Source organism: Pantoea sp. WMus005, assembly GCF_013415305.1.
Classification (GTDB): Bacteria; Pseudomonadota; Gammaproteobacteria; order Enterobacterales; family Enterobacteriaceae; genus Pantoea; species Pantoea rara.
The window spans coordinates 47,984-61,367 of sequence record NZ_JACBXU010000008.1; the positions used below are offsets into that span (position 1 = coordinate 47,984).

Annotated in this window: 12 protein-coding genes; 2 read left to right on the forward strand and 10 right to left on the reverse strand. The window is 54.5% G+C overall.

Annotated elements, in window-relative coordinates:
• Positions 1–13 precede the first annotated feature (13 nt).
• The 8 genes from HZZ01_RS20195 to rfaD form a co-directional block, all read right to left on the reverse strand.
• The gene (locus HZZ01_RS20195) at positions 14–1,147 is read right to left on the reverse strand and encodes a glycosyltransferase family 4 protein (protein WP_179899225.1); all 1,134 of its coding nucleotides are present in this window, start codon (positions 1,145–1,147) and stop codon (positions 14–16) included.
• The gene (gene rfaQ / locus HZZ01_RS20200; protein ID WP_179899226.1) at positions 1,140–2,216 is read right to left on the reverse strand and encodes a putative lipopolysaccharide heptosyltransferase III; all 1,077 of its coding nucleotides are present in this window, start codon (positions 2,214–2,216) and stop codon (positions 1,140–1,142) included. Before rfaQ ends, HZZ01_RS20195 begins: the two co-directional genes overlap by 8 nt.
• Positions 2,217–2,289: 73 nt before the next feature.
• Positions 2,290–3,276: a glycosyltransferase gene (locus HZZ01_RS20205; RefSeq protein WP_255434392.1), complete on the reverse strand. Its 987-nt coding sequence runs from the start codon at positions 3,274–3,276 to the stop codon at positions 2,290–2,292.
• 327 nt (positions 3,277–3,603) lie between these two features.
• On the reverse strand, positions 3,604–4,608 hold the full coding sequence (locus HZZ01_RS20210) for a glycosyltransferase family 8 protein (protein ID WP_179899228.1): 1,005 nt from the start codon (positions 4,606–4,608) through the stop codon (positions 3,604–3,606).
• Between the two features lie 9 nt (positions 4,609–4,617).
• Entirely contained in the window at positions 4,618–5,694 is a 1,077-nt protein-coding gene (locus tag HZZ01_RS20215) for a glycosyltransferase family 9 protein (RefSeq protein ID WP_179899229.1), read from the reverse strand.
• Positions 5,691–6,668 (reverse strand): lipopolysaccharide heptosyltransferase RfaC, encoded by a 978-nt coding sequence (gene rfaC, locus HZZ01_RS20220; RefSeq protein ID WP_179899230.1) that lies wholly within the window; start codon positions 6,666–6,668, stop codon positions 5,691–5,693. The genes HZZ01_RS20215 and rfaC overlap by 4 nt, the downstream gene beginning before the upstream one ends.
• The gene (gene rfaF / locus HZZ01_RS20225; RefSeq protein WP_179899231.1) at positions 6,656–7,711 is read right to left on the reverse strand and encodes an ADP-heptose--LPS heptosyltransferase RfaF; all 1,056 of its coding nucleotides are present in this window, start codon (positions 7,709–7,711) and stop codon (positions 6,656–6,658) included. The genes rfaC and rfaF overlap by 13 nt, the downstream gene beginning before the upstream one ends.
• A 17-nt stretch (positions 7,712–7,728) precedes the next feature.
• Positions 7,729–8,661 carry an ADP-glyceromanno-heptose 6-epimerase gene (gene rfaD, locus HZZ01_RS20230; protein WP_179899232.1) on the reverse strand — a complete coding sequence of 311 codons (933 nt, stop codon included), beginning with the start codon at positions 8,659–8,661 and terminating at the stop codon, positions 7,729–7,731.
• Between the two features lie 230 nt (positions 8,662–8,891).
• On the opposite strand from rfaD, the gene HZZ01_RS20235 reads away from it, so the two are divergent.
• Complete coding sequence (locus HZZ01_RS20235) at positions 8,892–10,088, forward strand: glycine C-acetyltransferase (protein ID WP_179899273.1); 1,197 nt, start codon at positions 8,892–8,894, stop codon at positions 10,086–10,088.
• A gap of 10 nt (positions 10,089–10,098) precedes the next feature.
• Positions 10,099–11,127, forward strand: coding sequence for an L-threonine 3-dehydrogenase (gene tdh / locus HZZ01_RS20240; RefSeq protein ID WP_179899233.1), 1,029 nt, complete (start codon positions 10,099–10,101; stop codon positions 11,125–11,127).
• Between the two features lie 28 nt (positions 11,128–11,155).
• On the opposite strand, the gene HZZ01_RS20245 is transcribed toward tdh, so the two are convergent.
• On the reverse strand, positions 11,156–12,067 hold the full coding sequence (locus tag HZZ01_RS20245) for a hypothetical protein (protein WP_179899234.1): 912 nt from the start codon (positions 12,065–12,067) through the stop codon (positions 11,156–11,158).
• The gene (locus HZZ01_RS20250; RefSeq protein ID WP_179899235.1) at positions 12,060–13,289 is read right to left on the reverse strand and encodes a glycosyltransferase; all 1,230 of its coding nucleotides are present in this window, start codon (positions 13,287–13,289) and stop codon (positions 12,060–12,062) included. Before HZZ01_RS20250 ends, HZZ01_RS20245 begins: the two co-directional genes overlap by 8 nt.
• Positions 13,290–13,384 lie beyond the last annotated feature (95 nt).

Sequence of the window (13,384 nt, forward strand, 5' to 3'; positions counted from 1 at the left end):
TCATCCCACATTGTCAGTTGCTATTCAGTACCTGCTGATAAAGCGAGGTCAGTGACAGCGCCAGTCGTTGTGGGCTGTAAGGTTCAATTTTGCGCCGTGCCGCCTCACCCATTCGTGAATCCAGGGAAAGTGCCGGTATTGCGTTAATGGCCTTATTTAACCCATTGATATCCAAAGCATCACAAACGAAGCCTTCCTGACCAGCGGTAATAAATTCTGCGCCACCGCAACCGGTGCTGGTAATCACCGGTAAGCCGCAGGCCATCGCCTCCAGCACCACATTCGGGAATGGATCGTAGAGCGTGGGCAGCAGCAGGCCGTCCGCCGCGTGATAGTACGGCTGCACGTCCTGTTGTACGCCGATAAAGCGCAGGCGATCCAGACAGTTAAGCTGGTTTGCCAACTGCTGATAACGCTGTAATTGCTTATCCTGACCTACCACGATCAGATAACGATCGCTGGCGGCCAGCGCCTGGATTGCCGCTTTCAGTCCCTTACGTTCAAAGCCGGAGCCGACATAAATCAGTACGGTAGCGGCATCGGGCAGTTCCAGTTGCTGACGGGTAGCGCGACGAGCCGCTTCCGTGGCGGGCTGAAAACGGCTGGCGTCGATAGCGTTATGAATAACATGGATTTTACCGGCGTCGAGCGAGAAACAGCGCAGGATATCCCGCTTTACCATCTCCGAATTACAGATCACCGCTTTTAGCGTCGGAGAGTTAAACATCTCCGCTTCCGCCTGCAGCACATAGCGATGGTAAGGACTGAGCGCCGCACTCAACCGTTGCCAGGATGAGACGATGCGGGCGCGCTGTTCCAGCCAGACGCGATGCACCCCATCACCGGCGCGGAAAATGTCACAGCCTGCGATGCGCTCATGGCTTTGCACAATATCGAACTTTTCTCGTTCCCAGCAGGCGCGGGCTGCGCGGGCAAAGCCGCGCTCACGGGATATCCGGCCCAGCTTTGCCGGATTGCAGATATGCAGATGCCAGTCCGGATTAGGCGTGCCCTGCCAGCTACGGGTAATGATATTGAGATCGAGCTGTTCGGTGCCCAGCGCTTCCAGCGCGCGTGAGATAAAACGCTCGGCACCGCCATCCGGACGATATTTCTGACGGACAATCGCCAGCCGTAGCTTACTCATTCAGGTAGGTCCTCGCTGCCGCGACCACATCCTTCACCGGAATGGCCGAGAGATAACGCTGGTCAGTTTTAGTATCGATGGAGTCGGGTGAGGGCAGTGGGCCATAATCGCCTGCCCAGATGACATGATTATTGTCACCCCAGGGCCGCCAGTGCTGAAGCTTGGTCGGGCCAAACAGCGCAATGCAGGGCGTTTCAAGCGCGGCAGCCATGTGCATCGGCGCAGAGTCGACACCTATAAACAGCCGGGCGTGATCGATCAGCGCTGCCAGCTGCGGCAGAGTAAACTGGCCCGCCAGAGAAACCACATCCTTTGATGCACAGAGCGCCCGAATGCGGTTAATCATCGCCAGCTCCTGCTTGTCCGGCCCGGCGGTGAGCACCACTTTGCGGCCAGGCTGCGCCAGCTGATCGAGTGTGGCGGCAACGCTCTCTTCTTCCCAGCATTTGAAGCCCCAGCGTGAGGTCGGCTGCACCACGATATAGGGTGCGGTGACATGATGTTCCGCCAGTCTTGTCAGTACAGTTTGCCGGTCAGCATCGCTGTAGTGCATTGAAACGCGAGCGCCGTCGCTGCTGATGCCGAGGGGCGCCAGCGCCGACATATTCTGCTCAACGGTATGCAGTTTGCTGTGATTGTGTGTGGGGACCAGGTCGTTGTGACACCAGCGCCACAGAACATTATCACGTTTTTTAAAAGCGAAGCCGATACGAACGGGTGCCGCAGAGAGCCGGGTAATCAAAGCCGCACGCCACTGATCGGCCAGATTAATCACCAGATCATAATCGGCGTCACGCACGGCACGAATTAATGCACGCTCATGGCCCAATTTGCGCCAGGTGCCCTCCTGCTTCCATTTGCGGTCGATGACGTGCAAATGGCGGATAGCCGGATGCGCCTCCAGCATCGGACGCGTCTCCTTATAGAGCAACACGTCAATGCTGGCCTGAGGATAACGCTCATGAAGCGCATTGATGGCCGGCGTTGTGAGCAGCATGTCACCATGATGGCGCAGCTTTATCAGTAATATATTTTTTGGAGAGAAGTTTGCTGGAGTCAGGCTGGCCATAAACAAGAGTTCTCAGAATTCAGTGAACCGATTGTAGGGCAAACCCTTTTTAGGATAAAGCCAGCCTCAAAGGTTATTTATCACGCCAGCGATAGAGCCGCGCCAGCCATAACAGCAACTGATACCACTGCTTAATTCCCCGGGCATTACGTAACATGCGCAGGTGTGTCCCGGTCGCGAACAGATCGGCAATGATTGCCTGGCGTGAGCGGGCGTCAGGCTCTCGTCTCACACTGTGACAAACGCTGAGCGCTTCATGGGTCACCTGATAGTGAAATGACGGGTAGATCGTCACGTGGTCACGATAACGATTGTTGAGCTCTTCCAGCAGCCGCGCAATCTTCAGGTAATGACGCTGATATTCAACGTTACGCTCACCGGTGCGTTTGCGGTTGCTGATGGAGGCGTCGTGCATATAGTAGCGATAGAGCACCGCTTCGGTATAACGCACACGTTTTGCCAGCAGCATAAACTCGGTGGTCCAGGGAATATCCTGATGATGCAGGCCCGGTTCGAACTGCAGCTGATGCTGCTCAATCAGCTTCCGGCGATAGATACCCAGCCAGACCACATGCATATAACGACGGGTTTTCAACGCGGTATTGAGCCAGTCGGCACCGCTCAGTACCGGCGTGCTGCGCAAACGGTCCAGGGGAATAAGCGGCTTTACCCGCTGGCTATGTTTGAAAAACCACTCAGCATTGCACTGTGCTGCATCCAGATTGTCTGCTTCCGCCAGCGTTACGAGCGTCTGATACATATCGGGCTGCATTGTGTCATCTGCGTCAGGAAAGGTGACATATTTCCCGCGAGCTATCGCCAGACCCGCATTACGCGCGCGCGAAACACCGCCATTTTCCTGATGAACCACGCGAATATGAGAATGCTGCTGTGCATACTGGTCGGCACGCTCGCCTGAGCCGTCGGTGGAACCATCATCGACAATAATGATTTCCAGCGCGGTCAGTGTCTGCGCCAGCAGTGAGTGCATGAACTCATCAAACATGCTGCCCGCGTTGTACATCGGGGTAATAATACTCAGCAGAGGAGAAGTACTCATGACAATATCTGCACCAGCGTTGTATTCACTGCGAAAGGACGTTGCCTTGTCATAAATCATTTCCAAATCAGCAGAATGAAATCGGGGAGTTCATGATTATAAAACGGTGTAGCTTCCCTGCTTTACTAAAAACCACGCCCGACAATAATAATGCGCTATATGCGCTTTTTTTATGCAAATTGGTCGCGCAGGTAAACAGATTAGTATGTTGGCTTTCTGTCAGCGTCGTTTTTATAGCGGTATTGGCAAACAGCAGGCGGGATAAATGACGGGAAAGTCAGGCACTGCAATAACAGCGCCTGCATCAATCTGATAAACCTGTATGCGCTATTGCTCGCTCTGTTTAAAAAACTTGAGACTGACATACTTCATCATCCAGCTCAGGCTTTCAGCATACTGTTTCTGATGCCATTTTACGCGAGCGAATCGCTTCATCTCTTTATAATGCTTTGGCGTATCAAGGGGTTGTGCAGCCCAGGGTGAGCGCTGGTAATAGCTGTGGTAGCGCTGGGCAAGGTCGCTGCCCGCCCATGCATGCCAGGGTTTGCATTTACCGGTGTAGTGGATCATCACCGTCTCTTCAGGCACGCCCGAGTGATCCCAGACTTTATTAGCGATGATGTCGTAAATCTGGTTATAACGGTCCGGCAGGATCAGGATCTCATCTTCCAGCACGATATTCAGCGCATCCTGATCGGGAAAACCAAATTCTGCGCCCCGCGACACCAGCACCTCGGTAATGCGCGCGGTGGTCTGCCTTTCGAGCCAGCGTGGAATATTGATCAGCATAAAGCCGGAGTTGAAATAGTGATGATGCTTCAGCCCCAGCCGTGTGCACTGGTTCTGTCGCGCACGTGGCGTGTCATTACAGGCGGCCAGCGTGTAATCCGTGATATCCAGGGTGAACAGGGGAGAGTAATCACCTACTACCAGGGTATCTGCATCAATATAGATTACCCGATCGCTGTAGCTCGCCACGGTTCCAGGAATAAGGAAACGGTAGTGGATACTTTTAGGGTAGCGTCCGACCGCAGGCAACTGATCAACCCAGTCACTGTTAAAGATATGCAGCGTGATGGCCAGACGATGACCTGAGGCCAGCGAACGCAGTTTTTCCATATCCTCATCATGTAGCGAGTCTGAGAAAATATGAGCGTGGAAAGCCGTATCGGGATGATGGCTGAGAAGTGAAAACAACGTAATGCCCAGGCCACGCGCGTAGGCGTGGTTAATGCCAAACGCAACGTGAACCGGATTGTCATCCGTGTCAGCAAGCGTGTTAACCAGCAGCTGACTTTGCTGAACGGCATCAGCAAGAGGGGTAATTGCCATTACGCTTCACTATTCCAGATTATGAGTAATAAACGTTTGTATTCTAGTCAGTTTATCGTGATCCAGCCCGAATAATTTTTCAGCAGGCTGATCAAACTTAAAACGGGTGGCAAAAACGAACGTCGACGCAGCAATATCATCCGGTCCGATAAACAAAACATTATTGACTGGACGCTGCTCCCTGACTTCACACGGCCCATAAAGCATGATGATCGGGATCTGCTGCGCATCCGCAATATAGGCATTGCCAGAGTCAGAGGAGATATAAAAATCCATCTGCGAAATGGCCCACGGAACCTCTTCCAGTTTTAGCTCACCAATCAGACTGACGATATTCTCTTTCGGGCCGGTCAGGCTCAGTAACTCATCCAGCCACGGCTGCTCGGCTGGCGGACCAAACACATAAAAAGTGCAGGGCAGGTCAGACAGCGACGCCATCAGCTGCTGCCAGATGCTGGCAGGAATCGTCTTTGCTTTGTTACCGGCAGAAATACTGATGCCTATTTTAATGCCGCTGCGCGGATTCTGTAGCGCGGCGGGCGGCACGGACGGCTGCCAGAGCGGCGAGGTCGCGTGTTTAGGGAAATCGGTGTAGCGATAGTTGCGGTTAATCAGCTTCAGGTAACTGTCGAGCGTTAAGTCTGTCTTCGCATGGTCGACAATGCCGGTGGCGCTGCGATAGAAGGTCTTATGGTAAGACTTACGCACATAGGTACGCAGAAACTGTTTGTTCGGTGCGTTGCATAACGCGGCAAAGAACAGGTTTACGCTGTTTGGCTGCACCAGATAGACATTGTCATAGCGGTTCATCAGGGTGAACGCGAGCTTCAGTTTGGCAAAAAAGCTGCGCTTTGCGTCTTCAATCAGAAAATAACGGCAGACCGTGTCATCGTGACGCGCCAGCGGCTCTACCGCTTTGCTGATCAACAGCTCAGACTGACCCAGGGCGCGCAGCATCGGGGTGATATTGATAAAATCACCAATCTTCGCCGTCTGGATGATTAAGCTGCGTCCGGTTGGCCGATAGAACAGCCGCATTATGGCCCGGACAGGCAGCAGTAGCAGGTAGATCAGCACATAGTTCATGGCGTGTTTTCCGTAATAACGGCCTGCAGTTTTTCTGCTACCGTGTCAGCAGTCAGCTCCGCCAGATTATGATTCGGGGCGCTCAGTGCCTGTTGGTTCTGACCGTACCCGCCAATCAGGCCGGGATCGGTCGGGCCATACAGCGTGAGATTGGGGCGATCCAGCGCCGCCGTCAGATGGCTTAATCCGGTATCGACGGAGACCACTGCCCGGGCGCCCGCCAGCTGTTGGGCTATCGCTTCAAGCGTCAGCTTAGGCAGCACCTCAACATGCTCAAAACCTTCTGCAAGGCGCAGTGCGCGTTGATGCTCGTGTTCAGCACCCCAGGGCAGTTTCACTCGCAGACCGCTCGGCTGCATCTGTTCAATCAGCTGTCGCCAGTGCGATTCCGGCCAGTGCTTGTTATCACGGGTCGTGGCATGCAGGAAGACCAGGTAATGCTGTGCGTCAGCGGGCAGATGATGCAGGAAGTGTCCCGCAATTGCGTAGTCACCCTGGTGTTGCGGCTTTTCATAGCCCAGGCTTTTGGCAAACAGTTCGCGCGTCCGTTCAACCGCGTGCTGTCGCTTACTGACCTCATGGCGGACGTCATACCACCAGCTGGCAAACGGCTCACGCGCGCTGCGACTGTCCTGGCCATGCTTCACCCCTTTCGATAAACGGGTGACCAGTGCGGCACTTTTGATCAGTCCCTGCGCATCAATCACGACATCATACTCACGTGACTGTAACTCGCGCTTAAACTGCACGCGCTCTTCACGCTGCTGACTGCCAAACCAGTGTTTGCGCCAGCGGCGAATCGCAACCGGTAACACTTTGTCGACGGCAGGATGCCAGCCTGGGATCTGCGCAAAATTCTCTTCCACCACCCAGTCGAAGCGGATGCCGGGAATGGCATGCATCGCATCTGTCAGAGCAGGAAGGGAATGCAGAACATCGCCCATGGAGGAGGTTTTAACAATCAGGACGTGCATGGCACCTCCTGTGGCGCGAGCAGTTCGCTCAGCGTCTGATGTACGCGCGCAGGCTGGATATCGATCAGGCTCTGGTGATAGCCCTGTTCGGCATCGCCTTTGCGCACTTTGTGATAGCCGGTAATCAGGCGAATAATGCGCGCCTGACGTGCCAGCGGCGGCGTGAAGTCAGGGCTGCTGGGGCCATAGAGCGCGACCAGTGGACGATCCAGTGCCGCGGCGATATGCATCAGGCCGGAGTCATTGCTGACCACAGCACGGCATTGCGCCAGCAGAATTACCGCCTGTTCCAGCTGGGTTTCACCCGCCAGATTACGGCAATGGCCACGCGCCTCGTCAGGCAGCGCAGCGATAATCTCTTCGCCGGTCGGGCGGTCTTTGGCGGAGCCGAACAGCACGATCTGGAAGCCGTCAGCAATCAGCTGGTGGGCCAGCGTGGCGTAGTGATAGTGCGGCCAGCGTTTGGCCGGGCCAAATTCTGCGCCCGGACAAAAACCGATGATCGGACGGGTCGCCGCGAGCTGAAACTGTGCAGCCGTCTCAATCTTTTCCTGCTCTTCAACCTGCAATTTTGGCCACAACAGCGGCTGTGGCAGCTGCGCCGCCGAGGCAACAGGTATGTCGTAACCCAGCGCAACATAGCGCTCAACCATCAGCGGAAATGCGGCTTTATCCAGCACCCGCAAATCGTTCAGCAGGCCATAACGCATTTCACCGCGCCAGCCGACGCGGCGTTTTATTCCAGCGAAGAAGGGGACCAGCGCCGACTTAAAAGAGTTAGGCAGCACATAAGCACGGTCGTAATGACTGGCGCGTAGCATTTTTCCCAGTCGGCGACGCTCACCAATGCCCAGTGCGCCATGCCCGAGCGGCATCGCCAGCGCCTGATTCACCTCCGGCATGCGTGACAGCAACGGACGGCACCACGCAGGAGCCATCACGTCAATCACTGCATCCGGATGTTCGGCCTTGAGTGTGCGATAGAGACTTTGCGACATCATCATATCGCCGACCCACGACGGGCCGATTACCAGAATTTTCATCGCCGGAGCAGCTTCCTTTATGCGTTGCGGTTCAGCCAGACCATATATTCAGCAACGCCCTGGGCCACTGTTTTAAATGGCTTGTCGTAGCCAGCGGCACGCAGCTTCGTGAGATCGGCCTGGGTATAAGCCTGATAGCGTCCTTTGAGTTTTTCCGGGAACGGGATGTACTCAATCTGACCTTTCTGATGAAATCTGAGTACCGCATCAGCCACTTCCTGGAAGGATTCGGCGCGGCCTGTGCCACAGTTGTAAATCCCGGAGACACCATTTTCCCAGCACCACAGGTTCACTTCAGCCACATCATCCACGTGGATGAAATCACGCTTAAAGCCGTCACTGCCTTCAAACAGTTTTGGATTTTCATCGTTGCTGATCTGCGTGTTCAGATGGAAAGCCACACTTGCCATGCTGCCTTTATGGCCTTCACGCGGTCCGTATACATTGAAATAGCGGAAGCCGCACACCGGCGAATTCGCTTCCGGCAGCATCTGGCGGACATAGTGGTCGAACAGCATTTTGGAGTAACCATAAACATTCAGCGGCTGCTCATACTGGCGCTCTTCAATGAAATTCTCGTTGCGTCCGCCGTAGGTCGCTGCAGAAGAGGCGTAGAGGAACGGGATCTCGCGCTCAAGACAGAAGTGCAGCAACTCTTTGGAGTACTGATAGTTGTTCTCCATCATGTACTTGCCATCCCACTCGGTGGTGGATGAGCAGGCGCCCTGATGGAATATCGCTTCGATCGGGCCTAAATCATCGCCCGCCATCACGCTCATCAGGAACTCTTCTTTATCCATGTAATCGACGATATCCAGGTCGACTAAATTGGCAAACTTGGTGCCATCTTTCAGATTATCCACCACCAGAATGTCGGTGTGACCGCGATCGTTCAGCGCTTTGACGATGTTGCTGCCAATCATTCCTGCGCCGCCAGTTACGATAATCATGTTGTTACCTTCAACGTTGTGGGGTGAAACAGGAGGTTTCACACACGAATACCTCACATCATAACATTTCATCAGGGTGCAGACAGCCAGATGACTCTGTAACACTTTGTGCGTACATCATCGCGGCGTGAACTATGCTGCAAAAATGACATTCTGTTGGGCGATTTATCGTGAAGAAGTGACCTGTTCAGTAAGATATGCCAGATTTTTGCCATCTGAGGAGAACAATGATGCCTGCGCAATTTTATCAACAGCTTCGTCAGCAACTTGATGATGCACGTCAGGAAGGACTGTTTAAACAGGAACGAATCATCACTTCTGCCCAGCAGACGGAAATCGCGGTTGGCAGCGATCCGGCAGTGATAAACTTCTGCGCCAATAACTATTTAGGTCTGGCGAACCATCCGGCGCTGATTCAGGCGGCGAAAGAGGGTATGGATTCTCATGGTTTTGGCATGGCGTCGGTGCGTTTTATTTGCGGCACGCAGGATAGCCATAAGCAGCTGGAAAAGCGTCTGGCAGAGTTTCTCGGCATGGAGGATGCCATTCTTTACTCCTCCTGTTTCGATGCCAACGGGGGCCTGTTTGAAACCCTGCTTGACGCACAGGATGCGGTCATCTCGGATGCGCTGAATCATGCATCCATTATCGACGGCGTCCGGCTGTGCAAAGCGCAGCGTTATCGCTACGCCAACAACGATATGGCGGCGCTGCGGGCCTGCCTGCAGGAAGCGCGCTATAAAGGCGCTCGCCATATTCTGATTGCCACCGATGGCGTCTTTTCCATGGATGGGGTGATTGCGAATCTGTCCGCCATATGCGACCTCGCCGATGAGTTCTCCGCGCTGGTGATGGTGGATGATTCCCATGCGGTGGGCTTTGTCGGAAACGCCGGACGTGGAACTCATGAATACTGCGATGTTATGGGCCGGGTCGACATCATTACCGGCACGCTGGGTAAAGCGCTCGGCGGCGCATCCGGTGGCTACACCGCAGCAAAGGCCGAAGTGGTGGAGTGGTTGCGTCAGCGTTCCCGTCCCTATCTGTTCTCTAATTCGCTGGCCCCGGCCATTGTGGCCGCCTCGCTGCGGGTGTTGGATCTGCTCAGCGAAGGTGACGGGCTGCGTCAGCGTCTGTGGGACAATGCCCGCTACTTTCGGGAGCAGATGACGGCGGCGGGCTTTACGCTGGCCGGTGCCGATCACGCCATTATTCCGGTGATGCTGGGTGAAGCCAGTGTTGCTCAGGAGTTTGCCCGCCTGCTGCAACAGGAAGGTATTTACGTGACCGGCTTCTTCTATCCGGTGGTGCCAAAAGGTCAGGCACGCATTCGCACCCAAATCTCCGCGGCGCACACCCAGCAACAGCTGGAACGTGCGGTGACGGCTTTTACCCGCATCGGCAAACAACTGGGCGTCATCGCCTGAGGAGTCCGTCATGAAAGCACTCGCCAAACTGAAGAAGGAAGAGGGCATCTGGATGGTGACCGATGCGCCGGTTCCAGAGCCAGGTCACAACGATTTGTTGATTAAAATTCGTAAAACCGCCATCTGTGGCACCGATGTCCATATTTACAACTGGGATGACTGGTCGCGAAAAACCATTCCGGTGCCGATGATTGTCGGTCATGAATATGTGGGTGAGGTGGTTGCGACAGGGCAGGAAGTGAAAGGCTTTACGATTGGCGATCGGGTCTCGGGCGAGGGACATATCACCTGCGGGCACTGCCGCAACTGCCGTGCCGGGCGCACGCATTTATGCCGCAACACGATGGGCGTGGGCGTCAACCGCCAGGGCTGTTTCGCGGAGTATCTGGTTATCCCGGCCTTTAATGCGTTCAAAATTCCCGACAACATCTCCGATGAGCTGGCGGCAATCTTTGATCCGTTCGGCAATGCGGTGCATACCGCACTCTCGTTCGATCTGGTCGGCGAAGATGTGCTGATCTCCGGCGCAGGTCCAATCGGAATCATGGCCGCCGCGGTCTGTCGTCACGTCGGTGCGCGCAACGTCGTGATCACGGACATCAATGAGTACCGGCTGGCACTGGCACGAAAAATGGGTGTCACGCGCGCGGTCAATGTGGCGAATGAAAATCTGCGGGAAGTGATGCATTCACTGGGCATGACGGAGGGATTTGATGTCGGGCTGGAGATGTCGGGTGCGCCTCCTGCGTTTCGTAGCCTGCTGGAGGTGATGAATCACGGTGGGCGTATCGCACTGTTGGGCATCCCGCCGGGTGAAATGGCGATCGACTGGAACCAGGTGATCTTCAAAGGGCTTTTCATCAAGGGAATCTATGGCCGTGAGATGTTCGAAACCTGGTACAAAATGGCGGCACTGATTCAGTCCGGCCTCGATTTAACGCCGGTAATCACCCATCGCTATAGCATTGACGATTTCCAGCAGGGCTTTGATGAGATGCGATCAGGACGCTCGGGGAAAGTGATACTGAGCTGGGATTAAATTAACGGCCGCCGGGGCGGCCGCGTGATTAGCTTTGCTTCTTCTCTTCGTCGGTCAGGTAGCGCACTTTGCGCGTGTAGTCCTGACCTTTGAAGTTCAGCGGTTGTTGCGGATCGGCAAGGTATTTTTGCCATTCCGACAGCGGGAATCCGCCATGTGCGCCCACCACGTCAGACGGGATCACCGCCGACTGACCGCCAATTTTCTTTGAGACCGGCCAGTTAGCCCATTCACCCAGATTGACGGTTTTAATATCCAGCATGTCCAGCAACACCGCGAGCGGCAGCTGGTCAGTCGGCGGCTGGCTGTCGTTCATCAAATTCCAGGTGTCATTAAACAGCGTCAGCCACAGCGGCGAAATGCGCTGCCAGACCTCACGCGTGGCAGCCAGGTAAGCGCCATTAACGTGGTCTGTCAGGTAGGGACGAATGCTGTGCTGATAGTAAGCGGGAATCGCCGCTTCTGGTGCACCCTCCAGCTTGGCAATCATTTTACCCTGACGGAAGCTGGAGTAGAGATGGCCTGGCTTCATCATGATCTCAGGCATCTTAAGCAGATTGAGGTCGGAATCGATCATCAGAATGCCGTTGCCTTTTGCCTGCAGGGGCGCCTGCAATTTGATCAACCGGCTGCGATAGATCTGCTTGTAGCGATAGCTCTCTTCCCTGTGTGGCACATCCAGGGTTGCCACGCGGGTTTTCACTGGCAGACTGCCAAAGGCGTGCGCGGGCTGATCGCTGACAATCACGATCTCTTCTGCCTCCGTCGCAAAGCGCGCCGCAAAATCGGCACTGAGCAGGGCTTCTTCAATATAGTCAGCGCCAGTGCAGGGGATCACGACCGACGTGACCGGAACGGTCCCCTCACCCCCCTGATGCGAATAAGGCAGGTTATGGCGCGATCTGATATGGCGGTAACGGGGATTTAAAAAATTAAGCATGGGGTTTCTTTTTAACGACGCTCTGCAGAATATTCTCGACGCCGCTGATATAGGTTTCAATAGCGTACTGTTCACGTACGCGTTTCGCTGCCGCATTGATCAGGCGTTGACGTAAATCCGCATCCTGCCACAGCGCGGTCAGGTTTTGGGTCAGCTGCACTACATTGCCATAGTCAAACAGCAGCCCGGTTTCGTCATGACTGATCAATTCGGCAGTGCCGACTACGCGTGATCCTACAACGGCGGTATTTACCAGCATCGCTTCCAGCACGACTCTGGGTAAGCCTTCACTGCGAGAGGCAAGAATAAAGGTATCAAAGGCGGTGAGGTAATCCAGCGCATTGTTCTGAAAGCCCGTAAAGACCACATGATGCTGGATGTTCTCAGCGGTGGCGAGTTGCAGCAGATGCTGAAGCTCCGGACCCGCCCCGACAATCACCATCTTCCAGTCTGCATCGGGATTGGCACGTTTAAAGCGGCCCAGCGCCTGCAGAATATGGTGATTAGATTTACGTAATATCAGCGAGCCGATCGTGCCAAACACAAAGGTCGACGGAGAGAGTTTAAAGCGCTGGCGGACTTCAAGGCGGTCGGGCAGGGACTGATGAATATCGATAGCGTTATTGACGGTAAAACAGCGCTCCGCATCCACACCATGGGTGCGCAGGGTGTTATTGACACCCTGTGACACCGCAATGACTGCCTGACAGTTCTGATTAACTATGTTGACCAGCCGCGGTTCCAGAACCGGATCGATACGGCAGTGTTGCACCACCGCAACCTCCAGGCTGCGCGCCGCCAGATACCCTTCCACATTGGTGCTCGGCTGGTTATTCATGTAGAGCGTGTCAAACTTCCCCAGCTGTAGCAGTGAATTAATTTTGCTGGCGTTGGGTATAATGCGCCAGTGGGTATCAATCTCATCGATGGCACGCTTCCTGAGCTTTTTATTGAAAAACAGCAATGCCCTAGCGGCTTCTTTAACCAGTTTCGCCCAGCGTGGCTGCTTGATTTGTGGAATAAAAAAGACCGGAATAGCCAGCGCATTCAGCGTGGCCTCAATGGTTTCGTCGTTGCCACGGCTGTAGTTGTGATAGAAGCAGCAGGTGATATCAAACTTTTGACGATCGATACGTTTCAGCAGCTCCAGCATACTGTTGGTGCCGCCGCCCCACTCTCTGCCGTTATCCAGCAGCAGGATTTTTTGTTTATTAATCGTCATCCCTATTACTGCTCCCGCACAGCCCGTTCTAACCCGACCCAGGATTATAGTAATTTCTGCACATAAATGAACGCTTAGCCGACGACTTAGCATTC